21 protein-coding genes are annotated in these 21,812 nt (G+C 69.2%); 11 read left to right on the plus strand and 10 right to left on the minus strand.

Annotation, left to right across the window (positions count from 1 at the left end; translation table 11 throughout):
• The coding region (locus EDC25_RS07850) for a TCP-1/cpn60 chaperonin family protein (protein WP_279432524.1) at positions 1 to 222 on the minus strand (222 nt) is incomplete at its 3' end.
• Positions 223 to 383: 161 nt separating this feature from the next.
• Positions 384 to 674, minus strand: coding sequence for a co-chaperone GroES (gene groES, locus EDC25_RS07855; protein WP_123522294.1), 291 nt, complete (start codon positions 672 to 674; stop codon positions 384 to 386).
• A gap of 189 nt (positions 675 to 863) precedes the next feature.
• Between groES and cutA the strand changes: the two genes are divergently transcribed.
• The 4 genes from cutA to EDC25_RS07875 all read left to right on the plus strand — a co-directional run bounded on the left by cutA (position 864) and on the right by EDC25_RS07875 (position 4,849).
• On the plus strand, positions 864 to 1,190 hold the full coding sequence (gene cutA, locus EDC25_RS07860; RefSeq protein ID WP_123522295.1) for a divalent-cation tolerance protein CutA: 327 nt from the start codon (positions 864 to 866) through the stop codon (positions 1,188 to 1,190).
• 70 nt (positions 1,191 to 1,260) lie between these two features.
• Positions 1,261 to 3,585 carry a protein-disulfide reductase DsbD family protein gene (locus EDC25_RS07865; protein WP_123522296.1) on the plus strand — a complete coding sequence of 775 codons (2,325 nt, stop codon included), beginning with the start codon at positions 1,261 to 1,263 and terminating at the stop codon, positions 3,583 to 3,585.
• On the plus strand, positions 3,582 to 4,139 hold the full coding sequence (locus EDC25_RS07870; RefSeq protein ID WP_123522297.1) for a TlpA family protein disulfide reductase: 558 nt from the start codon (positions 3,582 to 3,584) through the stop codon (positions 4,137 to 4,139). Before EDC25_RS07865 ends, EDC25_RS07870 begins: the two co-directional genes overlap by 4 nt.
• A 119-nt stretch (positions 4,140 to 4,258) precedes the next feature.
• Entirely contained in the window at positions 4,259 to 4,849 is a 591-nt protein-coding gene (locus EDC25_RS07875; RefSeq protein ID WP_123522298.1) for a hypothetical protein, read from the plus strand.
• Positions 4,850 to 4,937: 88 nt separating this feature from the next.
• Here EDC25_RS07875 and EDC25_RS07880 read toward each other — a convergent pair whose 3' ends face one another.
• From EDC25_RS07880 to EDC25_RS07905, 6 genes are all read right to left on the minus strand, one after another.
• Positions 4,938 to 5,690 carry a 2OG-Fe dioxygenase family protein gene (locus tag EDC25_RS07880; RefSeq protein WP_123522299.1) on the minus strand — a complete coding sequence of 251 codons (753 nt, stop codon included), beginning with the start codon at positions 5,688 to 5,690 and terminating at the stop codon, positions 4,938 to 4,940.
• Positions 5,691 to 5,867: 177 nt separating this feature from the next.
• Complete coding sequence (locus tag EDC25_RS07885) at positions 5,868 to 6,251, minus strand: roadblock/LC7 domain-containing protein (RefSeq protein WP_123522300.1); 384 nt, start codon at positions 6,249 to 6,251, stop codon at positions 5,868 to 5,870.
• Positions 6,248 to 6,814, minus strand: a complete 567-nt coding sequence (locus EDC25_RS07890; protein WP_164484063.1) for a GTP-binding protein — start codon at positions 6,812 to 6,814, stop codon at positions 6,248 to 6,250. Before EDC25_RS07890 ends, EDC25_RS07885 begins: the two co-directional genes overlap by 4 nt.
• Positions 6,811 to 7,452, minus strand: coding sequence for a hypothetical protein (locus EDC25_RS07895; protein ID WP_132577387.1), 642 nt, complete (start codon positions 7,450 to 7,452; stop codon positions 6,811 to 6,813). Before EDC25_RS07895 ends, EDC25_RS07890 begins: the two co-directional genes overlap by 4 nt.
• 33 nt (positions 7,453 to 7,485) lie before the next feature.
• Complete coding sequence (locus EDC25_RS07900; RefSeq protein ID WP_123522303.1) at positions 7,486 to 7,890, minus strand: hypothetical protein; 405 nt, start codon at positions 7,888 to 7,890, stop codon at positions 7,486 to 7,488.
• Positions 7,891 to 7,916: 26 nt separating this feature from the next.
• Positions 7,917 to 9,107 carry a phosphatase domain-containing putative toxin gene (locus EDC25_RS07905; protein WP_164484064.1) on the minus strand — a complete coding sequence of 397 codons (1,191 nt, stop codon included), beginning with the start codon at positions 9,105 to 9,107 and terminating at the stop codon, positions 7,917 to 7,919.
• Between the two features lie 317 nt (positions 9,108 to 9,424).
• On the opposite strand from EDC25_RS07905, the gene EDC25_RS07910 reads away from it, so the two are divergent.
• Positions 9,425 to 10,177 carry a response regulator transcription factor gene (locus EDC25_RS07910; RefSeq protein ID WP_123522305.1) on the plus strand — a complete coding sequence of 251 codons (753 nt, stop codon included), beginning with the start codon at positions 9,425 to 9,427 and terminating at the stop codon, positions 10,175 to 10,177.
• Positions 10,178 to 10,207: 30 nt separating this feature from the next.
• Here the strand turns inward: EDC25_RS07910 and EDC25_RS07915 are convergent, their stop codons facing one another.
• The gene (locus EDC25_RS07915; RefSeq protein WP_123522306.1) at positions 10,208 to 11,389 is read right to left on the minus strand and encodes a phosphoglycerate kinase; all 1,182 of its coding nucleotides are present in this window, start codon (positions 11,387 to 11,389) and stop codon (positions 10,208 to 10,210) included.
• 243 nt (positions 11,390 to 11,632) lie between these two features.
• Here EDC25_RS07915 and EDC25_RS07920 point away from each other — a divergent pair, with 243 nt between their 5' ends.
• The 3 genes from EDC25_RS07920 (at position 11,633) to EDC25_RS07930 (ending at position 15,109) form a co-directional block, all read left to right on the plus strand.
• Positions 11,633 to 12,082, plus strand: a complete 450-nt coding sequence (locus tag EDC25_RS07920) for a hypothetical protein (RefSeq protein ID WP_132577388.1) — start codon at positions 11,633 to 11,635, stop codon at positions 12,080 to 12,082.
• Between the two features lie 233 nt (positions 12,083 to 12,315).
• Entirely contained in the window at positions 12,316 to 13,731 is a 1,416-nt protein-coding gene (locus tag EDC25_RS07925) for a TolC family protein (RefSeq protein ID WP_132577389.1), read from the plus strand.
• A 10-nt stretch (positions 13,732 to 13,741) separates the two neighbouring features.
• The gene (locus EDC25_RS07930; protein ID WP_205984985.1) at positions 13,742 to 15,109 is read left to right on the plus strand and encodes a multicopper oxidase family protein; all 1,368 of its coding nucleotides are present in this window, start codon (positions 13,742 to 13,744) and stop codon (positions 15,107 to 15,109) included.
• 565 nt (positions 15,110 to 15,674) lie between these two features.
• On the opposite strand, the gene EDC25_RS07935 is transcribed toward EDC25_RS07930, so the two are convergent.
• Positions 15,675 to 18,047 carry a Tex family protein gene (locus EDC25_RS07935; protein WP_132577390.1) on the minus strand — a complete coding sequence of 791 codons (2,373 nt, stop codon included), beginning with the start codon at positions 18,045 to 18,047 and terminating at the stop codon, positions 15,675 to 15,677.
• Between the two features lie 407 nt (positions 18,048 to 18,454).
• Here EDC25_RS07935 and EDC25_RS15165 point away from each other — a divergent pair, with 407 nt between their 5' ends.
• From EDC25_RS15165 to parC, 3 genes are all read left to right on the plus strand, one after another.
• The gene (locus EDC25_RS15165) at positions 18,455 to 18,697 is read left to right on the plus strand and encodes a hypothetical protein (RefSeq protein ID WP_377601092.1); all 243 of its coding nucleotides are present in this window, start codon (positions 18,455 to 18,457) and stop codon (positions 18,695 to 18,697) included.
• Positions 18,698 to 18,856: 159 nt separating this feature from the next.
• Complete coding sequence (locus EDC25_RS07945) at positions 18,857 to 19,417, plus strand: choice-of-anchor D domain-containing protein (RefSeq protein WP_165910886.1); 561 nt, start codon at positions 18,857 to 18,859, stop codon at positions 19,415 to 19,417.
• A gap of 102 nt (positions 19,418 to 19,519) precedes the next feature.
• Positions 19,520 to 21,754, plus strand: a complete 2,235-nt coding sequence (parC, locus tag EDC25_RS07950) for a DNA topoisomerase IV subunit A (protein WP_132577392.1) — start codon at positions 19,520 to 19,522, stop codon at positions 21,752 to 21,754.
• Positions 21,755 to 21,812 lie beyond the last annotated feature (58 nt).

Consider the following 21,812-nt stretch of genomic DNA (forward strand, 5'->3'; position numbering starts at 1 on the left):
GACCATCTGCGCGCCCATGTTCTCGAACTTGTCCTTCAGTTCGATTTCCTTGGCGACGGAGACGCCGTCCTTGGTGATGGTCGGGGCGCCGAAGCTCTTCTCGAGCACGACATTGCGGCCCTTCGGGCCCAGGGTGACCTTGACCGCATCGGCCAGGATGTTGACGCCGGCCAGGATGCGGGCGCGGGCGTCTTCGGAGAAACGGACTTCTTTGGCTGCCATTTTCGTGTTCTCTCAATATCTGTGGTGGATCGAAGCGGGAGGAGAAGCGAGCCAGCGATGGCCGGGCAAGGCGCGCGGCGCGGCACAATCCGGGTCAGGCATCAGCCTGACGGGGATTTGCGACGCGACGCAGCAACGCCGCCCGGGCGAGCTGGCGCCGCTTATCCCTCGATGACCGCCATCACGTCTTCTTCGCGCATGACCAGCAGTTCCTGGCCGTCGACCTTGACCTCGGTGCCGCTGTACTTGCCGAACAGAACCTTGTCGCCGGCCTTGATGTCCAGCGGACGCTTCTCGCCGTTCTCCAGGATCTTGCCGTTGCCGACGGCGAGGACTTCGCCACGGATCGGCTTCTCGGCAGCGTTGTCAGGAATGACGATGCCACCCGCCGACATGGTTTCAGCCTCGAGGCGCTTGATGATCACGCGGTCGTGCAAAGGACGCAGATTCATGTGCTTACCCTATACGCAAATGGTTGATTTCACTTGGATTCGGGCGAGGCTGTCAGCACTCTGCCCGGGTGAGTGCCAATTTTACGGATTCACCCGGACCGGACAAGCCTCGCCGCTGGCTGCAAGGTTGGGGCGGTGGGCGGCCGTTCAAGGGCCGGGCGCGAAAAAACCATCGGCTATGCTCGTGGCATGGAAACGACACCCGCCCTGCTCTGCCTGGCCACCTGCCCCGACGAGGCCTGCGCGGCCTCGCTGGCACGCGCGCTGGTCGGCGAAGGCCTGGCGGCCTGCGTCAGCAGGCTGCCGATGACCGCCTCGGTGTACCGCTGGCAGGGCGAGGTCCACGAGGAACCGGAAGTGCTGCTGCTGATCAAGACCACCCGTGAATGCTGGCCGCGCCTGAAGGAACGGCTGCCCGCGCTGCATCCCTACGACACACCGGAACTCATCGCCCTGCCGGTCTCCGATGGCCTGCCCGCCTACCTGGCCTGGCTGGCCGCGGAAACCTTGCGCTGATTCCGTTGTCCACCAGGGCCACGGCCGGCATCGTTCATGGTGCCGCCTTCCTCTCGACGATAATGCCCGGATGATCCGTCCCGCCTGCCTGCTCGCCGCCCTGTTCGCGGCCTTCCCGGTCGTCGCCTCGTTGAACGAGGACGACCTGCTGCCCATCGACGAGGCCTTCGCGCTGACCGCGCAGGCCGATGCGACCGACCTGCGCCTGCACTGGCGCATCGCCGACGGTTATTACCTGTACCGGCACCGTATCGCGGTCAAGGCGGTGACCGCCGACGTCGTCCTCGATGAGCCGGTCCTGCCCGAAGGCGCCCGCCACAACGACGAGTTCTTCGGCGAGGTGGAAACCTATCGCGGCGAGCTGTCCGCAACGGCGCGCATTGCGTCCTGGCCGGCCTCGGCGCGCGATGCGCGGTTCGAGGTCCGCTACCAGGGCTGTGCCGATGTCGGCATCTGCTATCCGCCGCACCGCGCGACCGTCACGGTGGCCCGCCCGTCCACGCTCGCCGCGGCGTCGCCGGCGGGCGACGGGAAGGTCGCCGACAACCCGCTGGCGCGCGCATTGACCGCGCCGTCGCTGCCGACATCGGGCGCGTCCGATCGCGCGCCGCTGATCGGCCCCGGCGGCAGCCAGCCGCCGTTGCAGGATCCGCTGCCGGCCGACCGCGAACCGCCACTGCCGGAAGAACAGGCCTTCGTCTTCGAAGCCATCGCCTGGTCGCCGACCGAAGTGCTGGCGCGCTTCACGATGCCGAAGAACTACTACCTCTACCGCAACGGCACCAATTTCAGCGTCGAAGGGGATGGCGGGCACTGGCAGCTGGCGGCGCCGGGCTGGCCGACGCCGCGACAACACACCGACGACCATTTCGGCACTGTTCCGGTGTATTTCGATCTGGTCGAAGTGCCGATCACGGTGGCGCCGCCACAGGCCGGCACGCCGGCGCCGCTACGGCTGACGGCGAGCTTCCAGGGCTGCCAGCTGGACGGCATCTGCTATCCACCGATGACGCGCCAGGTCACGATCGACATGCCGGCCGCCGACGCCGGGCAGATCGCGGCGGCGCAGGCGGCCATCGCCCGCGATCCGTATGTCACCAGCGTGCTGCAGGAGCGCGAGGAAACCGGACCCGTGGCCGGCACCGGCGCCACTGTCGCCGCGACCGGCGAAGAACCGGCTTCCTCACTGGGTTTCATCGGCGCGCTGCTGCTGGCGCTGACCGGCGGCGTGTTGCTGAACCTGATGCCCTGCGTGCTGCCGATCCTGTCGCTGAAGGTGCTGGGTCTGGCACGCAGCGGAGAAAGCGTCGCCAAGGCGCGCAGCCACGCGCTCTGGTACACCGCTGGCGTGATGACGACCTTCGCCGCGGTCGGTCTCGCCGTGGTCGCCCTGCGCGCCGTCGGCCTGGCGCTGGGTTGGGGCTTCCAGCTGCAGCAGCCGGTGGTCGTCGCCCTGCTCGCCTACGTGATGTTCGCGCTGGGCCTGTCCATGTCCGGCGTTTACAACATCGGTGTCGGCCTCACCGGCGCCGGCCAGTCGCTGGCCTCGCGCGGCGGGCCGGCTGGTGATTTCTTCACCGGCGTCCTCGCGGTCGTGGTCGCCAGCCCCTGCACGATTCCTTTCATGGGCTCGGCGCTGGCCTATGCCTTCGCCTCCTCGTCGCTGCTGGCGCTGCTGATCTTCCTTGCGCTTGGCCTGGGCCTGGCGCTGCCGTTCCTGCTGGTCGGCATGGTGCCGGCGCTGGCGTCGCGACTGCCGCGTCCGGGCGCGTGGATGGAAACACTCAAGCAGTTCCTCGCCTTCCCGATGTACCTGACGGCGATCTGGCTGTTGTGGATCCTGGGCAAGCAGCGCGGCATCGACGCCGTGGCCGCGGTGCTGGCCGGTGCCACCGTGCTGGCGCTGGCGCTGTGGTGGTGGGAACGCGGCCGTTACCGCGAGGGCGTGCTGCGCCGGCTGCTGCCCGTGCTGGTTGCGCTCCTGGCCCTGGCGCCGCTGCTGTTGGTGCATCGGGCGCCGCCACCGGCGCAGGTGGCGGGCACGCAGACCGGCTGGGTGCCATATTCGGCGGAACGGCTGGCGAGCCTGCGTGCGGAAGGGCGCACCGTGTTCGTCGACATGACGGCGGACTGGTGCGTCACCTGCAAGGCGAACGAGAAGCTCGTGCTGCACACCGACCGGTTCAACGAACTGCTGGAACGCAGCGGCGCCGTCGCCATGGTCGGCGACTGGACCAATGTCGACCCGGAGATCAGCGCCTTCCTGCGTGACTATGGTTCGGTCGGCGTGCCGCTGTACGTGGTCTTCGGCGGCGGCAGCCAGGGCCCCGGCCGCAAGCTGCCGACCGTGCTGACCTTCGGCATCGTCGAAGCAGCACTGGCGGGTACGCGATGAAGCGCTTCCTGCCGCCGCTGCTGATCCTGCTCTTCGCCGCCGCCGGCGGCACGGCCGGCTTCCTGCTCAGCAGCCGGTACTATGACAATCCGCCGCCACCGCCGGGCATTTCCCAGGTGGCGCTTGGCGACAAGGTCCCCGACGGCGTGCTGCACGATCCCCAGGGCCGGCCGCACACCTTTGCGCGCTGGCATGGCGACCTGCTGGTGGTGAACTACTGGGCGAGCTGGTGTCCGCCGTGCATCGAGGAAATGCCGATGCTCGATGCCTGGGCAAAGGAACACGCGCAGCAGGGCATCACCGTGGTCGGCGTCGCCGAGGATGATGCGGAAGCCGCGCTCGCCTTCCTGCGCGACCATCCCGTCGGTTATCCGGTGCTGATCGGCGGCCGTGCGCTCGACGGCTCGTCGATGCAGCTGGGCAACAGCCGCAACGTGCTGCCCTACACCGTGCTCATCGGTCGCGACGGCCGCCTGCTGGAGCGCAAGGCCGGGCTGCTGGATCGTGGCCTCCTCGATGGCTGGCGCGATCGCCACGGCGGTCCGGCGCGCTGATTCCCGACGCGCTGTCGTATTGCCCGCGCTTTCTGCGTCCTCCCAACCACCGGCCACCCTGGAAGGCGGCCGGTGCATCAGGGAAACTGTTCCCACAACTCGAACAAGAAGGGAGCTTCATGCGTCATACCACCTACCTCATTGCCCTCGCCCTCGCACTGGCCGGCTGCAAGGACAACGCCTCGACCACTGCCGACGGCAGCGCCGCCGCCAGCGCGCCACCCGCCGTTGCCCCCGCGGCACCCGCCGCTGCCGCCAGGCCGTCGATCATGTTCGATGGCGAGGACTACCAGGGCGAGATCACCCGCTACGAAATCGTCGGCAACCAGGTGATCGAAGCCATCGACCGGGGCGCCACCGCCGAGGAGATCGAATATCCGCTGACGGAGCTCACCGGCATCTTCGATGTGCTGGTGCCGCGCTTCGTGGAAGTGCATCCCCATTGCGCCGACTACCTGAAGGCGGCCACCGAGCTGCGCTTCACCTGGCGCGAGATGACGCCGGCTGACGTCGAGGCCGGCTACCACAACGACAAGCTGCTGCCCCCGACCGAGAACGCCCAGGCCTGCACCATCATCAAGAACCTGCTGGTCCGTCCGATGACCGCACTGGTGATGGTCAACACGGGCGCCAGCGAGCGCGAGAACGCGAAGCGCGAGCTCACCGACGTGTTGTCACAGATCCCGACCGTGCGCCAATTGCCGCGCTGATCCCGGATCACCCGGCTGACACTGCGGCGGCCCGCCTGTTCCGGCGGGCCGTCTGCATTGCGGTATCAGGCGCGCCGGACGGCGCGTCTCAGGCGATGGCGTCCGCCACGCCCTGTCCCTTGAAGGTCACCACCAGCACGTCGCGGAATGCGGGCGCAGCGACATCCAGCGCCTCGACTGCGGTGACGCCATGCATGACCCGCGCATCATCGACCAGCGCGGCGTCGAAGGGCTGCGCCAGTGTGAAGCAGCCCAGTTCGTGTCCGGACAGGTCGTGGATGGAGGTCGTGCCACGCGCGATGTTCTGCCTGCGGATCATCAGCACCATCACGTAGTCCACGCCGTCGCGGTGCATGCCTTCCGGCGTCGGCTGGCCGGGGCGGTCACCCGCCGCCTCGATGCGGAACTGGTGCACTTCCACTTTCCATGACGGCACGTCCGGGCGCAGGCGGCCGAACCAGTCGTGGCCGCAGCGCAGGATCGTCGCCAGGCTGTCGCTGGCACCGATGGCCGCCGTCACCGGTTCGAACCAGCGCGCGATGCCGCCGTTGAGCGGGTTGTAGTCGCGGTCCTGCCAGTGCGGCTGGTGCGGCTGGCGCACCGGTTTGCCATCGCGTTCCAGCCGGAACACCGCGTGGCGACGCCGACGATAGCGACCTCCGTCGGCCATGTAGCTGTCCAGATGCAGGTCGTTCCAGCTGTCGGCGAAATCCGCCCAGTCCGTCAGGGCGCCGAAGCCGGCCAGCAGCGCGGACGTGCGCGCACCGGGAATGAACGCGAAACCATCGCGGTCAAGCGTGGAGAGTTCGAGTTGCAGCACGGTGGGCGGCGGCGAGCACATGCGCCATGGTAACGCCGCGGCCTGGCGGCACAGCGATGCTCGCCACGCGCGATTCAACCGGCGTTGCCGGCGCGTCGTCGGCCGTGCCGGACCGGGGCAGTCGAACGCCGGTGGGCCGCGCCATGTCCGCCTGTCCACGGCGCCCATCGCTGTCGCCGCTGCAACCACAGACCCTGCTCAGGCGCCCGGCGCCAGTGCGCGCACGCACATCCTGGCGTGTCCCAGCACCAGGCCCAGCCGCGCTCGCCGCTCGGCCAGTACGGCCAGGACCAGCAACCCGTCCAGGCCGGGCACGCCGACCAGCACCAGCTTGCCGTCCTGGCCTTCTACCAGCAGGTGGTCCAGCTCGCCGGCGTTCAACTCGCGCAGCACCGTGCGCCCCAGCGCAGTCAGCGAACTGGTCATGGCGGCCAGCTTGCCGCTGTCGCCGGCAACCGCACTGCGCCACACGAAGGGTCGGCCGTCGCGCGATGCCAGCATGGCGATCTGTACGCCTTCGCAGCCACTGACGATGCGCGCCAGCGCCTGAAGCGCGTGATCCGGGTCCGGCCAGCGGTTCATGCCCCACCCCGCTCGCCGTCGAGGACCGGATAGTCGCCGTGATCGAGCAGCAGGCACAGCATCCGGAACACCTGTGCCAGGTCGGACCTGGAGCGTGCGTCGATCACCAGCAGCGGTGCGACCAGGCCCTGGTCGCGAAGCATCGCCATGCAGCGTTCGCGGAACGCCATCGGCGGATCCGGATGCTTGTTGAGGCAGAGCACGAACGGCCGCTGGCGCAGTTCATCGGCATAGGTGGCGAGCGTGCCCGCCAACCCATCCAGTCCTTGCGCGGAGGCGGCATCGACCAGCACGACCAGGCCCATGGCGCCGTCGCGCACCACGTCGAACATGAAGCGGAAACGTTCCTGGCCCGGCAGGCCGTAGAGCCGCAGCATGCCCTGCTCACCGAGATCCATCTCGCCATAGTCCAGGGCCACCGTGGTCGATGCCTTGCGGCGGGCCAGGTCGTCGGTGCAGCCGACATCGGTCGTCACCGGCGCAATGTCGCTCAGCGCGGCGATGCAGGTCGTCTTGCCTGCACCGGGTTCGCCGATGAAGACCAGCTTGTGACAGGCGTTCATGCCGGCAATCCCAGAAGGCGGCCGACACGGGTGGCCAGCGCGCGCCATCGGCCGGGCACCACGTTGCCGTGGACGATGCGCGGCGCCGGTGGAACACGCTGCGTGGCGAGTTCAAGCAGGCCCTGGTCGCGCAGCCGCGAAAGGACGACATCGACACGGGCGGGCGCGACGCCGGTCGCGGCGACGATCTCCGCCTGCGTCGCCGCCCGCGAGGTCAGCGTCGCCAGGATCCGCAGGGCATCGTCGTGCCAGCCGTCCAGCTGCAGCGGCCACGCCGCGAGGCGATGCCTGCCTGTGGGCGCGGACACGGCGGCGCAAACGGGTCGCGCTTCGGCGCTCACTGCATCATTGAGCACCGTGAGGATCTCGGACGCGCGCAGCGGACGGTGGATGCAGGCGCGATGGCGCAGGCGCGGCCTGGCCGCGCAGTCGATGCGGTTCAGGCCATCCGGCAACGGTGCCGGCGCCGGGTGGTCGAGGTTGACGAGGACCAGGTCGATGTCGCGGTCGATCCGTTCGACCACTTCCCAGCGGTTGCGGAGATAGGACTCCAGCAGGCGCAGCAGCGAGCGCAGTGCTTCGACATCGGTGGCCAGGAACTGGTGGCAGGCCAGGCGCATGTCAATCCCGTTCAACAAGTGCCGCATCCGTGCGCTTGCGCGTTCATGGCATCAGACCGCCGCTTCCGCCGCCGCCATCGATGCCCGCGATCGCACCAGCACCATGCCGATGTTCGCCGACGCGCGGGTGACGAACACGGCGGCATGGTCGGGATTCTTCCGCGAACGGATGAAGATGTGCAGCAGGTTGGTGCTGAACACCACGATCTCGTTGAAGTAATGCCCGGCACGGCCCTCGATGCCACGCGAGCGGTCGAACAGCTTTTCGATCTCGACCACGTTGCGGCCCTGGAACAGGTCGCCGGTGGCGGCTGCCACCAGATCCAGCACTTCGGATGGGTGCGAGTCCACCGTACGGATGCCGAGCAGCAGGCCGCTGACCATGTCCACGTAGCCGGCGGCCACGCATTCGGGGATTTCCGCCTGGGCTGCGCCCAGTACCTTGTCGAGCGACATTGATGTTGGCCTCCGCTATCGATGGGTCATTGCCAGCCGATGATCCGGCTGGCGAAGTCGTGGACGAACTGCAGTTGCACCGGACTCTGGATGGCACCCGCCCGTGCCGCGCGCACGCGCGCGATCGCGCGATCGGCGCTGTCGCCCATCCACGCGAGGATCGCGGCCAGCGCCGTGCCGGTGCGTCCGAGTCCGCCGCGGCAATGCACGGCGAGCCCGCGGTTCTGGCGCAGCTGGCCTTCGGCGAAGCGGCACAGGGCCACCCCCTGGTCGAAGGTCGGTGCCGCCATGTCGCGAACGGGAACGTGATGGAAGGCCAGGCCGCTGCGCTTGAGCGGCTCCAGCGGATAGACACGCCGTTCCTCCATGCACACCAGCGTGCGCACGCCAGCGTCGCCGAGGTGTCGGCACTGCTGGTCCGGATCGTTCACCAGGCCGGGCCGGCTCATGCCGCACAGCAGGCCGCGCTCCACCCACCACAGGCCGTCGGCTCCGGCGCCGCTCCTTTCGCGCGGCGGTGACAGGTTGCAGTAGCCGGTCTGCACGTAGTGGCGGCCGGCCGTCGTCGCCGGCGTGGAGAAAAAGGTCGCGGTCGGCGCGCATTCCTGGATGCGGCCACCGGCGAGCAGGGCGGTGTGGCCGCCCAGGGCCAGGCAGTCGCGACGGTTGTGCGTCACCATCACCACCGTCGCGCGCGCCGACAGTTCGCGCACGCGCTGGCGCAGCCGTTCGACATGGGCCTCGTCCAGGTCGGCGGTCGGCTCGTCGAGCAGATACAGGTCACCCGGCTGCGCCATCGCCGCCAGGCGACGCAACAGCCGCGACAGACCGGGTGACAGCCTGCCGGCGGGGAGTCCGATGTCGGCGGGATTGCCGCCCGCCTCACGGATCCACGTCGCGGTGACGTCCGGGGACACGCCGTGGCATTCCTGCATCTGCACCGCGACGACGGCCGCCGGGTCGAGTCGCGCGTGCTGCGGCAACCACACCGTCCGGACCTTTCCCGAAGCCAGGTCGGCACCGCCAAGACAGGCGTAGCCGCAGGCCACGCGCGTGTCCGCATCCGCCGGGCGTGCCAGCGCCATCAGCAGACTGGATTTGCCGGCGCCTCCCGCGCCGACAACCAGCAGGATGCCCGGATGGTCGCCCCGCATGCAGACATCGCGTGCGACCATGCCGTTGCCCCGACGGACTTCAACTCCCTGAAGCTGGAACACCGTCCTTCCTTGCCTGTTCGACCCCATTGACACCCGCGCCTGGAACCGAGCCGAAGCGGGGTGCGATGGCTGGACGATACTTGGGGTGCGCGTGGGCGAACCATCGGGAGATTCCCTAAAGTCACAGTCGTTCACAACGATTCGCCGTCAGGCGGCCAGCGTTCGTCGCGCGCCGCGCCAGGCGCGCGAAGACCGGCACGCGCGCCCGGAAGCGACATGGCCGACAATCGCGGCTGCTACGGCCGGTATAGGGAGATTCCCTATTCTCCGCACGGCTGAAGCGGTATTCGATAGCCCCGACTGGGGCTGGATCAATCATGGCGCGTGAGCAACACCACATTTCACATGGACAGGCCAGTACGCCGCCGTCCGTCATGAAACCCGGCAGCGCCGCCTCGCGTGGCACCGTCGCCGTCGCCACCGACTCCGCGCTGGTCGAGCGTGGCCTGGTCCAACTCATCAACGAACAGCCGCAACTGAGGTTCGCGGGCGGCGCACGCAGCCTGCGCGCCGTGCCCGGCCTGCTGGCGCGCTCGCATCCGGATGTGCTCGTCCTCGACATGCGGCTGCTCGATGACATGCCGGCCCGCAGCATGCCCACGGCGAACATGCCGCGCGTGCTGCTGTTGTCCCATCGTCGCTACGCCTGCATCGATGCCGAGCGCCTGCAGCCCCATACCTGCACCACCTTCCACCTGGCCTCGCCGGAATCGGAGATCGCCGCGGCGCTGCTGACGCTGTACGACTGCGAGCGCAAGGCGCCCGCCTCGCCCGACTGCAACCACTGCCCGGCCCGGCGGCGGCTGCGTCGCCCGAAGCCCGCGCTGTCGGCGCGCGAGTGCGCGGTGTTCGAGCGCATCGGCCACGGCGACAGCAACCGCGCCATGGCCGGGCGGCTGGGCATCAGCGTGAAGACGGTGGAAGCGCATCGCGAGAACATCAAGGCCAAGCTTGGCCTGGATTCGCGGCATGCGCTGGTATCGGCGGCGATCGCCTGGCTCAAAGGCGACCTCGACCTGGCGACGCTCAACCCGGCGCCGCGCGAACGCGGTCGCCTGCCACCGGGCTGAAACCGCCAACAGGCAACCCGCGCGATGGCCTCAGCCGGCCGCGCGTTCCTCCAGGATCGCCACCGCCGGCAGCGTCTTGCCTTCGAGGAATTCGAGGAAGGCGCCACCCCCGGTCGAGATGTAGGACAGTTTCGACTCGATGCCGTACTTCTCGACGGCGGCGACGGTGTCGCCACCACCGGCGATGGAGAAGGCATCGCTGGCGGCGATCGCGCGCGCCATCGCTTCGGTGCCCTTGCCGAAGGCATCGAACTCGAATACGCCGACCGGCCCGTTCCAGACCACGGTGCCGGCACGCTTGATCAGCTCGCCGTAGCGCAGGGCCGTTTCCGGACCGATGTCGAGCACCATTTCATCGGCGCCGATGGCCTTGGCCGACTTCACCGTCGCGCGTGCGTCGGCCTTGAACTCGTCGGCGACGACGACATCGCTGGGAATGGGAATCTCGGTGCCGCGCTCGGCCGCCAGTGCGAGGATCTTCTTCGCCGCCGGGATGAGGTCCGGTTCGTACAGCGACTTGCCGACCAGGAAGCCGGACGCGGCAAGGAAGGTGTTGGCGATGCCGCCACCGACGATCAGCATGTCGACCTTCTGCACCAGCGTTTCCAGCAGCTCCAGCTTGGTCGACACCTTGGAGCCGGCGACGATTGCCAGCACCGGCGGCTTCGGGTCCGTCAATGCCTTCGCCAGCGCATCCAGCTCGGCCGCGAGCAGCGGGCCGGCAACGGCGACCGGCGCGTACTTCGCCACGCCATGCGTCGACGCCTGCGCACGATGCGCCGTGCCGAAGGCATCCATGACGAAGACATCGCACAGCGCCGCCATGCGGCGGGCCAGCGTCTCGTCGTCCTTGCCCTCACCCTTGTTGAAACGGACGTTCTCCAACAACACGACCTGGCCCGGCTCGACCTCGACCCCGTCGAGCCAGTCGGTCACCAGCGGCACCTCGGCCTGCAGGGCTTCACCCAGCCACCGGGCGACCGGTGCCAGGCTGTAGGCCGGATCGAAGACGCCCTCGGCCGGACGGCCCAGGTGCGACATGACCAGCACGCGCGCTCCGGCATCGCGGGCCGCGCGCAGCGTCGGCAGTGCCGCTTCCAGGCGCTGCGTGGCGGTGATCCCGCCTTCCGGCGACAGCGGCACGTTCAGGTCCTCGCGGATCAGCACGCGCTTGCCGGCCAGATCGATTTCGCTCATTCGCTTGAAGGTCATAAGGTGACTACCTTGTTTCGGATGGGAGTAAGGTGGCGACGCGCCGGCCCCGTCCGGCCAGTCGCAGGCAGACGGCGAATGGTAGTGCATGCCCACCCGTACGGACCCGCGATCCGGACACAGGCAGCCCGTGGACAGGCTTGCGCAAATCCGTCCAGACGCACTTGCAAAATCTGCAGGATGAGGACGGAAACGGGACAAATGGCACTTGAAAACAGGCCGAAGCGGGAGCAGTCTGCCGCCATGCTGCCAGCCCGCCTCGCCATCACGTTCATGTTGGCACTCAGCCTGCCGATTTCCGGCAGCGTCTGGGCGCAAGGTCCGCTGCCCGACAATCTCGACAACGTGAATTACGCGGGCATCGAAGGCGGCAGCGGTTCCGACCGCGACGCCTCACCGGAAGGCCCGGCGCGTGCCGGCGACGATAGCAACGGCGACTGCGACCACCACGACGACGGTCCGACCGTCCCGGCAGTGAACGACGGTGGCAAGGCCCCTTCGCGCCAGGCACCCGGCAATCCGCACGGCTGCTGCGCCGACGGCAACTGCCCCTGCCCGCCGCCGATCGGCAAGGGCATGGCCATCGGGCCGGCGCATCTGGCATCCAACCGGTCAGCGACGCCGTACCCGCCCGTAGCCGTTCCGGTGTCCACCGACCCCTATGGCGCTGCCCTGAGGCCGCCCATTTTCTGAGCCGCACGCGCGCGGCCCGTACGCATTCCTGAGCCCGCCTGCCCGCGAAGCTGGCGCATCAGGTCCATCCGTACCATTCTCTGTCGCGCCCTGCCGCCGCACCGCGGCGGACGCCCGCGCCTGGACACGCCGACTGCAGGACAGCGCCGCACCCGCGGCACTGTCGCGCAGCCCGGCCGACCGGCACCGTGCTGGACAACCGGAGCACCGGAAACGGTGCCTGCGACACTGCCATGACATCGACCTTCAGATCCGGCCGCGGCGGGCTTGCGTGCATCGCGCTCTGCCTGCTGGCTGCCTGCTCCACGCTGCCCCGGAACGGCGGCCGCGACCAGCTTGATGCGCTGCTTGCCGGACGGACGCCACCGCTCCAGTCCGGAAGCAGCGGATCCACCGACCTGCGCGCCGCCTTGTCCGGGCCGCTCGATCCCGAGGCCGCGGTCGCCCTGGCCTGGCGGGAAAGCCCGCGCATCCGCCTGCTGCTGGCGGAACTGGGCCTGGCCAGCGCCGATCTCTTCGAATCCGGCCGCCTGCGCAACCTGACGCTGTCGGCCGGACGCATGGGCGGCAGCGACGGCACCACCACCCTCGGCATCGGGCTGCTGCTGGGCGACCTTGTGACCCTGCCGGCGCGCAGCCGGATCGGCCGGCAGCGCTGGCAGGCGGCGCTGGCGCAGACTGCGCAGGCATTGGTCGACGAAGCCGCCGCCACGCGCACCGACTGGATCCGCCATGTCGCCGCGGTGCAGGTCGCCGAACTGCGGGAAGCCGTCGCGGAGGCCGCGGCGCTGTCCGCGGAACTGGCCGCGCGATTCCACGCCGCCGGCAATATCAGCGCGCTGCAACTGGCGCGCGAGCAGGCGGCCGCGAGCCTGGCGCGGACCGAGGCGGCGCGTGCGCGCAGCGAACGCTTCGCCACGCGCATGGCGCTGGCCGAACGCCTCGGGCTGGCCGGACGCAGCAACGCCTGGCGCACGCCGGCGCGCCTGCCGCTGCCACCGCTGGCCGACCCGGACCTTGACACGGTGCTGTCGCAAGCAGGACAACAGCGCCACGACCTGGCCGCGGCGAACGCCCTGCTGGCCGCCGACCAGTCGGCCGCCAGCCTCGCCCGCAGCCTGGCCTGGCTGGGCGGGATCGAGTTCGGCTTCGAACGCGAGCGCGAGGACGGCGAACGCAGGAGTGGACCGCACCTGTCGCTGCAACTGCCCCTGTTCCAGCAGGGACAGGCGCAACGCACGCGCGCCACTGCCCTGCGCGACATGGCACGCGAGCGCGTTGCGCTGCTGCAGCTGCAGCTGCAGCGGGAAGTGCGCAGCGGGCTGGAGCGACTGGCGACCCAGCGCGCGATCATCGCCACCTTCCGCGATGCCCTGATCCCGCAGCGCGAAGCCATCGTCGCGCGCGAACAGGAGCGCTACAACTTCATGCTGATCGGCGTCTTCGAACTGATCCAGGCGCGGCAGCAGGAATACGACGCCTACCAGGCCTACATCGAGGCGATCCGCGATTACTGGCTGCATCGCGTCGAACTGGCGCGCGTCGCCGGCGGCGTGCTGCCTGGGGACGACACGCCCAGCGGCGAAGCACCGGCGCTGGACGACCTGCTCGGCCCGCCCGGCGACCACGACCCCCATCACCACCATTGAGGCCGACGCCATGAACCTGACCCGACGCGCCCTGCTGCTCGGCGCCGGCGCCGCCGCGCTGGCCCCGGCCATCGCCCGTCCGCAACCGGAAACCCGCCCCGGCATCGGCATCGCCCACGATCCGCCACGCGACCGCCGCTTCGCCTACACGCCGGTACGCACGCCGAATGGCTGGACGCTGCCTTACCGCATGAACGACGGCGTCAAGGAATTCCACCTCGTCGCCGAGGAAATCGAGCATGAATTCGCGCCCGGCACGCGCGCCGTCTGCTGGGGCTACAACGGCACCACGCCCGGCCCGACCATCGAGGTCGTCGAGGGCGACCGCGTGCGCATCTTCGTCACCAACCACCTGCCCGAGCACACCACCATCCACTGGCACGGCCTGCTGATTCCCAGCGGCATGGATGGCGTCGGCGGCCTGACGCAGCCGCACATCAGGCCGGGTGAAACCTGGGTCTACGAATTCACCATGCGCCAGCACGGCACGCACATGTACCACCCGCATGCCGACGAGATGGTGCAGATGGCGATGGGCATGATGGGCCTGTTCATCATCCATCCGCGTGCCGGCGAACCGCGGCGCATCGACCGCGACTACGCCATCCTGCTGCACAACTGGGCCCTGCACCCGGGTACCTCGCGACCCGATCCGTCGGTGATGACCGACTTCGACCTGTGGACCTTCAACTCCAAGGTGTTCCCCGCCATCGAGCCACTGGTCGCGCGCAGCGGCGAGCGTGTGCGCGTGCGCATCGGCAACCTGTCGATGTGGAACCACCCCATCCACATGCATGGCGTGCAGTTCGACGTCACCGGCGGTGACGGCGGACGCCTGCCGCGCGCGCAGTGGCGCAGGGAAGTCACCGAGATCGTCGGCGTCGGCCAGATGCGCGACCTGGAATTCACCGCCGTGCCGGGCGACTGGGCCTTCCACTGCCACATGTCGCACCACGTCATGGGCCCCATGGGCCACGGGATACCGAACACGCTGGGCGTCGACCAGGCCGGCATCGAGGATCGCATCCGCCGCATCCTGCCCGGCTATATGGCGATGGGCGAAACCGGCATGGCCGACCACCAGGGCCACACCGACAGCGGCCACATGCGCGGACCGGACAATACGCTGGCGATGATGGCCGGCAAGGGGCCGTTCGGAAACATCGAAATGGGCGGCATGTTCACCGTCATCAAGGTACGCGACGACCTCGCGGCCGGCGATTACCGCGATCCGGGCTGGTACACGCATCCGGCCGGCGAGCAGGCGCGCAAGGTCAGCGACGTGCCTGGCATTGGCGAGCCGGTCCGCCGCGGAACACCGCGCGCCGACGCAGCGCGGGACGATCTGCCGCGCGCGCACCGGCAGCACCGCCATTGAGGGATACGCGTAGACACCATGGCAGCGATGACCGCCCCCCCCTGTCGGATCAATGACCATGGCGGCTGACGCAAGTGAGCGGCGCAATGCTCGCCTTGCCGGGGCCAACGCATTGAGACCACCGGTGGAAGACCGGTGCGATGCGCTGCAAACCTGCGCACGTACACACGAAAACCTGCGTCGGCCAGGCAAGAAGCGGGCAGGATGCCCGCGCCTCTGCAGGGCCCCATCCGGCCTGGCGGGTGGCGGGCGGAAATGTCGCGCCACAGGCGCGAGCGGCCGCAGGGATGCGGCCGACCGGAGCGACGCGCCAGGGATGGCGCGCCGCGCAGGCCCGACCGCCGCACGCGAACCGCACGGGCAGGAGGCCCGGGCGGCAGGCCGGCTGGGGTGTCCTTCTCTTTGGTTACTTTCTCTTGGACAAGCAAGAGAAAGTAACCCGTGCGCCACGGACTGCGCACGGAAAAAGCCACGGAAGGCACCCCGATCACATTCCCCGCCGCTACCAACCGCAGCAACACGCATTGCCATGCTGTGATGCGTGGCGAAGCTTGAGGATCGGGCGTCAGTTGCGACGGGCGCGTGCCAGGGCGTCGGCCAGGGCGTTGCCGAGCGGCGAAGCCGGTGACTGCGCCCGGCCCGGGTTGGCGCGATCATCGCGGCGACCGCCTCGTCCATGGTCGCGGCGCGAGTCGCCGCCGCCGGCGGCGCGCGCCGGCTGCTGGCCCGGTTCGTCATCGAGGCGCATGCTGAGGGCGATGCGCTTGCGGCCAAGATCCACTTCCATGACCTTCACATTGACGATATCGCCCGCCTTGACGACGTCACGTGGATCCTTGACGAACCTGTGCGACAAGGCCGACACATGCACCAGGCCATCCTGGTGCACGCCGAGATCGACGAAGGCACCGAAGGCCGCGACGTTGCTGACCACGCCTTCGAGGATCATGCCGACCTGCAGGTCCTTGATGTCCTCGACACCCTCGGCGAAGTTGGCGGTGCGGAATTCCGGGCGCGGATCGCGGCCGGGCTTTTCCAGCTCGCGCAGGATGTCGCGCACCGTCGGCAGGCCGAAGCGTTCGTCGGTGAAGCGCGAAGGATCGAGCGCGCGCAGGAAGGGGCCGTCGCCGATCAGCTGCTTCACGTCGCGGCCGGTATCGGCCACGATGCGCTCGACCACCGGATACGCTTCCGGGTGCACGCAGGACGCGTCCAGCGGATTGTCGCCATCGGCGATGCGCAGGAATCCGGCGCACTGCTCGAAGGCCTTGTCGCCCAGGCGCGGGACCTTGAGCAGCTCGCGGCGGCTGCGGAAGGCGCCATGGCCTTCGCGATGACGGACGACGTTCTCGGCGACCGAAGCCGACAGGCCGGCGACACGCGCCAGCAGCGGTGCCGAAGCGGTGTTGACGTCGACGCCGACGGCGTTCACGCAGTCCTCGACGCGCGCGTCCAGCGCACGGGCCAGCTTCACCTGGTTGACGTCGTGCTGGTACTGGCCGACGCCGATGGATTTCGGATCGATCTTCACCAGTTCCGCCAGCGGATCCTGCAGGCGGCGCGCGATCGAGACGGCGCCGCGCAGCGACACGTCGAGATCGGGGAATTCCCGGGCGGCGGTTTCCGACGCCGAATACACCGAGGCGCCGGCCTCGCTGACGACGATCTTCGCCAGTCCCAGTTCGGGATGGCGACGGATGACGTCGGCGGCGAGACGGTCGGTTTCACGCGAGGCCGTCCCGTTGCCGATGGCGATCAGCGCCACCTGGTGGCGCCGGCACAGTTCGGCCAGCGTCGCGATCGAGCTGTCCCATTCGCGGCGCGGCTCGTGCGGATAGATCACGCCGGTGTCGAGCACCTTGCCGGTGGCATCGACCACGGCGAGCTTGCAGCCGGTGCGGATACCGGGGTCCAGGCCGAGAACCGCCTTCGGTCCGGCCGGCGCCGCCAGCAGCAGGTCCTTGAGGTTGGTGCCGAAAACATGGATCGCCTGTTCCTCCGCGGCTTCGCGCGCCTGCCCGATCAGGTCGATGCCCAGATGAACATGCAGCTTGGCGACCCAGGTGAGGCGCGCGGTGTCCAGCAGCCAGCGGTCGGCGGCGCGGCCGCGGTCGGCGATGCCGGCGTGCACGGCCACCTTCGCGGCCGCCTCGGCCTGTCCGGCGGCAATCGTGTCGGCCAGCGCGTCCTCGGCGATCACCTTCGGCGCCCCGGTCGGCATCGGCACCAGTTCCAGGTCGATGATGCCTTCGTTGCGGGCACGCAGCATGGCCAGCATGCGGTGCGAAGGCACGCCCGCGATCGGCTCGATGTGCGCGAAGTAGTCGCTGTACTTGGCCCCTTCGGCTTCCTTGCCGGTGACGACGCTGGCTCGAAGCTGGCCCTGCTGCCAGAGCCAGTCGCGCAACTGTCCGACCAGCGCCGCATCCTCGCCGAAGCGCTCCATGAGGATGGCACGCGCACCATCCAGCGCAGCCTTGGCGTCGGCGACGCCACGATCGGCATCGATGTAGGCGACCGCTTCGTCCTGCGGTACGCGGGTCGGATCTTCCAGCAGCGCCAGCGCCAGGGGTTCCAGTCCGGCTTCGCGGGCGATCTGCGCCCGCGTGCGGCGCTTGGGCTTGTAGGGCAGGTAGAGGTCTTCCAGCCGCGCCTTGGAATCGGCGGCGATCAGGTCGGCATGCAGCGCATCCGTCATCTTGCCCTGTTCGTTGATGCTGGCGATGATCGTCGCGCGGCGATCCTCCAGTTCGCGCAGGTAGCCCAGCCGCTCTTCCAGCAGGCGCAGCTGCGTGTCATCCAGCCCACCGGTCACTTCCTTGCGGTAGCGGGCGATGAACGGCACCGTGGCGCCGCCGTCCAGCAGTTCCACCGCCGCGCGCACCTGGTGCGGCTTCGCGGCGATGTCGTTGGCAATTCGTTCTTCGATTGAAAGCATCAGCGATTTCCGGCTATCCATAACGACGCCGGGCCGTCATGGCGGCCCGGGTCGCGAAGTCTAGCGCGGATGTCCGCCATGCCGGCCAGCCGCGCACCTCGCACGGCGCACTGCCTGCGACGCCCGGGCGGCGCTGGCCCTTGGGCGTTGCCGCCGCGTCCGGCGCGCGCGACTGCGGCAAAGCCGCGGACAGCGGCTACCCGGCGCGGGCCGGGCGGCCGATCGGCCACCAGGCGGCCGTCACGACGGCTTCGAGGTGACGATGCTGCCCCACGGCGAAGGCGAAGCCGAAAGGCCGAGGTCGTGAACGGGTCGGACATCAGGGCACGTTCGCTGGAGAACACCTGGTGTCCCGTGCCAGCCGCCTGTGACACGGCATTCGCGGAAGGCCGCAACTCCGGTCCGGACTGAGGCGCGCCTTCCTTCTGGCCGGTGCGCGGACGGTGACCATGAGCCCGTGGCGCATCGACGACGTCACGACCGCCCCATGGATGCGGGCGCTGCATGGCACATGCTTCGTCGACGGCAGGGACATGCCCGCGCCGGTCCATAGCGCACGGCGCGTCGTCCATGAGGCACGACGCGCTGCCGGGCAATCGACGCCTCCGAATTTCCGGGCCGCTTTAATTGCCGCAGGCGACTGGCGTTGAACGATGCCGTCGCGCGCATGCTGTTTCCCGCGCCGCCGGGTCGGCAATGGAGATCGCTTGCCGGCAACCCGTCGCCCGGTGCGGAAAGCCGTGGCACACGCGCGGTCGCAGGCCGTTGCATACGCAACAAACGACATCCGTCCAGAACAGGGGAAAAGCATGCAAGCCAATCGGTCCCGATCCTTCCGCATCGTGCGCCGCCAGCGCACCGGCCTGCTGCTTGCGGGCCTGCTGGCCGGCGCCACCGGCCCGGCCCTGGCCGGCAGTCCCGTGGTCGCGCTGACCCCGAATCCGTTCGATTTCGGCGCCGTCACGGTCGGCCAGGACAGTCCGGCCCAGGCCTTCACGCTGGCCAACCCGACCAGTGATCCGATGACCCTGACCAGCGTCGGCCTCGGTGGCGCCGCACCCGCCCAGTACCAGCTGGTGTCCACCAACTGCGCCGGCGTCCTCGATCCGGGCAGCAGCTGCACGGTCAACGTGCGCTTCGCTCCGTCCGCCACCGGTTCGCAGGTGGCGCTGATCCGCGTCCAGTACACGATGCCGCCGCCGGCTCCTCCGGGCGGCCAGGAGATCACCGCGACGCTGTTCGGCACCGGCGTGGCGGCGCCGGTCGCGCCGCCGCGGCCTGTGCCGGGCCCCGGCGCGCTCGCCGTCGGCCTGCTGGCGCTGCTGGGCGTGGTCACCGGCCTGCGCGCGTTGCGCCGCCAGCCGGGCTGAGGCCATCGCTGTCACCGGACTGCCGCGGCGTCATGGCGCCGCGGCGCCGGATTCCGGCACAATCGTGGGCTTCGCTGGCAAGCGCACGACCCACCTTTCCGAATGAGCAACCAGATGCCGGGCTTCGAGCCCGTCCCGCTGCGCCAGTACGCCGAGAACGCGTACCTGGACTACTCGATGTACGTCATCCTGGACCGCGCCCTGCCGTTCATCGGTGACGGCCTGAAGCCGGTCCAGCGGCGCATCGTCTACGCCATGAGCGAACTGGGGCTGTCCGCTGGCGCCAAACCCAAGAAGGCCGCGCGCACGGTCGGCGACGTGATCGGCAAGTTCCACCCGCACGGCGACAGCGCCTGCTACGAAGCGCTGGTGCTGATGGCGCAGCCGTTTTCCTACCGCTATCCGCTGATCGACGGCCAGGGCAACTTCGGTTCGCCCGACGATCCGAAGTCCTTCGCGGCGATGCGCTACACCGAAGCACGCCTGACCCGCTTCACCGAGCTGCTGATCGAGGAACTGGGCCAGGGCACGGTCGACTGGCAGCCGAACTTCGACGGCACCCTGGAAGAACCCAAGTTCCTGCCGGCCCGCGTGCCGACGCTGCTGCTCAACGGCGTCACCGGCATCGCCGTCGGCATGGCCACCGACATTCCGCCGCACAACCTGCGCGAAGTCGCCAGCGCCTGCATCCGCCTGCTCGACGATCCCGAAGCGACGGTGCGCGACCTGTGCGAGCACATCCCGGCGCCGGACTTCCCGACCGAAGCGGAAATCGTCACGCCGCGCGTCGAACTGCAGAAGCTGTACGAGACGGGCAATGGTTCGTTGCGCGCCCGTGCCGTCTACGTGCGCGAGAACGGCAACATCGTCCTCACCGCGCTGCCGCACCAGGTATCGCCGGCGAAGATCATCGAGCAGATCGCCACGCAGATGCGCGCCAAGAAGCTGCCGCTGCTGGAAGACGTGCGCGACGAGTCGGACCACGAGAATCCGGTGCGCCTGGTGCTGATCCCGCGCAGCAACCGCGTCGACGCCGAAGAGCTGATGAACCACCTGTTCGCGACCACTGACCTGGAGAAGAGCTACCGCGTCAACTTCAACGTCATCGGCCTGGACGGCCGGCCGCAGGTGAAGAACCTGCGCGCGCTGCTGGAGGAATGGCTGCAGTTCCGCACCGACACTGTGCGCCGCCGCCTGCAGCACCGCCTCGACCGCGTGCAGCGCCGCCTGCACATCCTCGCCGGCCTGCTGGTCGCCTACCTCAACCTCGACGAGGTGATCCGCATCATCCGCAGCGAGGACAAGCCGAAGCCGGTGCTGATGGCGCGCTTCGACCTCAGCGAGGACCAGGCCGAGGCGATCCTTGAGACGAAGCTGCGCCACCTGGCGCGCCTGGAGGAAATGAAGATCCGCGGCGAGCAGGAGGAACTGGAGCGCGAGGCACAGCGCATCGAGGGCATCCTCGGCTCCAGGGCCAGGCTGAAGAAGCTGATCAAGGACGAACTGGCCGCCGATGCCGAGGATCATGGCGATCCGCGCCGCTCGCCGCTGGTCGAGCGCGAAGCCGCGCAGGCGCTGTCCGCCACCGACCTGGCCCCTTCCGAACCGGTGACCGTCGTGCTGTCGGAAAAGGGCTGGGTGCGCGCCGCCAAGGGCCACGATGTCGATGCCGCCAATCTCTCCTACCGCGAAGGCGACCGCCTGCTGCTTGCAGTCGCCGGGCGCAGCAACCAGCAGGTCGCGTTCCTCGACTCCAGCGGGCGAAGCTACAGCGTTGCCGCGCATACGCTGCCGTCGGCACGCGGCAATGGCGAACCCCTGACCGGGCGCTTCACGCCACCGGCCGGCGCGCGCTTCCAGGCGCTGGCCACCGGCATCGAATCGCAGCGCCTCGTGCTCGCCTCCAGCGCCGGCTACGGTTTCGTCACGCAGTTCGAGAACCTGCTCGGCCGCAACAAGTCCGGCAAGCAGTTGATCAGCGTGCCCGACGGCGCCGACGTGCTGCAGCCGGCGCTGGTGACGGATGCCGACGGCGACCTGCTCTGCGTCGCCACCAATGCCGGCCACCTGCTGGTGTTCCGCGTCGCCGACCTGCCGGAGCTCGACAAGGGCAAGGGCAACAAGCTGATCGACATTCCGAAGAAGGCCGCGACGGCGGGCGAGAAGGTCGTCGGCATCGCCGTCATCGGCGCCGGACGCGAACTGATCGTCCACGCCGGCAGCCGTTACCTGCGCCTGAAGGCCGGCGACCTTGCCGCCTATACCGGCGAGCGCGCACAGCGCGGCGGCACGCTGCCGCGCGGCTTCACGCGCGTCGACCGCATCGAGTCGGAATGACGCCAGCCAAGGCCACCTGACCGGGGCCGCCCTGAGGGCGCGCCTCGCGAACCGGCAT

It is taken from the genome of Pseudofulvimonas gallinarii, from assembly GCF_004343305.1.
GTDB lineage: Bacteria > Pseudomonadota > Gammaproteobacteria > Xanthomonadales > UBA2363 > Pseudofulvimonas > Pseudofulvimonas gallinarii.

What these genes read in the sequence shown, in the direction of transcription:
- groES (WP_123522294.1), bottom strand. Translation starts at nt 674, where the DNA reads ATGAATCTGCGTCCTTTGCACGACCGCGTGATCATCAAGCGCCTCGAG.
- cutA (WP_123522295.1), top strand. Translation starts at nt 864, where the DNA reads ATGGAAACGACACCCGCCCTGCTCTGCCTGGCCACCTGCCCCGACGAG.
- EDC25_RS07865 (WP_123522296.1), top strand. Translation starts at nt 1,261, where the DNA reads ATGATCCGTCCCGCCTGCCTGCTCGCCGCCCTGTTCGCGGCCTTCCCG.
- EDC25_RS07870 (WP_123522297.1), top strand. Translation starts at nt 3,582, where the DNA reads ATGAAGCGCTTCCTGCCGCCGCTGCTGATCCTGCTCTTCGCCGCCGCC.
- EDC25_RS07875 (WP_123522298.1), top strand. Translation starts at nt 4,259, where the DNA reads ATGCGTCATACCACCTACCTCATTGCCCTCGCCCTCGCACTGGCCGGC.
- EDC25_RS07880 (WP_123522299.1), bottom strand. Translation starts at nt 5,690, where the DNA reads ATGTGCTCGCCGCCGCCCACCGTGCTGCAACTCGAACTCTCCACGCTT.
- EDC25_RS07885 (WP_123522300.1), bottom strand. Translation starts at nt 6,251, where the DNA reads ATGAACCGCTGGCCGGACCCGGATCACGCGCTTCAGGCGCTGGCGCGC.
- EDC25_RS07890 (WP_164484063.1), bottom strand. Translation starts at nt 6,814, where the DNA reads ATGAACGCCTGTCACAAGCTGGTCTTCATCGGCGAACCCGGTGCAGGC.
- EDC25_RS07900 (WP_123522303.1), bottom strand. Translation starts at nt 7,890, where the DNA reads ATGTCGCTCGACAAGGTACTGGGCGCAGCCCAGGCGGAAATCCCCGAA.
- EDC25_RS07910 (WP_123522305.1), top strand. Translation starts at nt 9,425, where the DNA reads ATGGCGCGTGAGCAACACCACATTTCACATGGACAGGCCAGTACGCCG.
- EDC25_RS07915 (WP_123522306.1), bottom strand. Translation starts at nt 11,389, where the DNA reads ATGACCTTCAAGCGAATGAGCGAAATCGATCTGGCCGGCAAGCGCGTG.
- EDC25_RS07920 (WP_132577388.1), top strand. Translation starts at nt 11,633, where the DNA reads ATGCTGCCAGCCCGCCTCGCCATCACGTTCATGTTGGCACTCAGCCTG.
- EDC25_RS07925 (WP_132577389.1), top strand. Translation starts at nt 12,316, where the DNA reads ATGACATCGACCTTCAGATCCGGCCGCGGCGGGCTTGCGTGCATCGCG.
- EDC25_RS07930 (WP_205984985.1), top strand. Translation starts at nt 13,742, where the DNA reads ATGAACCTGACCCGACGCGCCCTGCTGCTCGGCGCCGGCGCCGCCGCG.
- EDC25_RS07935 (WP_132577390.1), bottom strand. Translation starts at nt 18,047, where the DNA reads ATGCTTTCAATCGAAGAACGAATTGCCAACGACATCGCCGCGAAGCCG.
- EDC25_RS07945 (WP_165910886.1), top strand. Translation starts at nt 18,857, where the DNA reads ATGCAAGCCAATCGGTCCCGATCCTTCCGCATCGTGCGCCGCCAGCGC.
- parC (WP_132577392.1), top strand. Translation starts at nt 19,520, where the DNA reads ATGAGCAACCAGATGCCGGGCTTCGAGCCCGTCCCGCTGCGCCAGTAC.